Below are 232 nucleotides of genomic sequence, written 5' to 3'. Positions count from 1 at the left end.
GCTTCATACACACCATTGATAAGGTGTACGTGACCTGGGCCACAACTTCCGGCACATACTGCAAAACCATCCAGTTCGGCTTCTGCGGCTGCGGCATAAGCTCCGGCTTCTTCATGTCTTACATGAATCCATTCAATACTGCTTTTTTTAACGGCAATATTCAGATGATTAAGACTGTCGCCAGTAACTGCGTAGATTCTTTTCACATTTGCATTTTCGAACATTTCTACTA

General features: G+C 43.5%; 1 protein-coding gene. It reads right to left on the bottom strand.

The features are described 5' to 3' along the window. On the bottom strand, positions 1–232 hold a 232-nt coding region (locus tag ACR9ZK_RS23710; RefSeq protein WP_481344357.1), incomplete at both ends, for a thiamine pyrophosphate-binding protein.

It is taken from the genome of Monashia sp. HAY1-5C (assembly GCF_056755255.1).
Note: the sequence above shows the minus strand (reverse complement) of the source record. Positions and strands in the feature narration are given on the sequence as shown.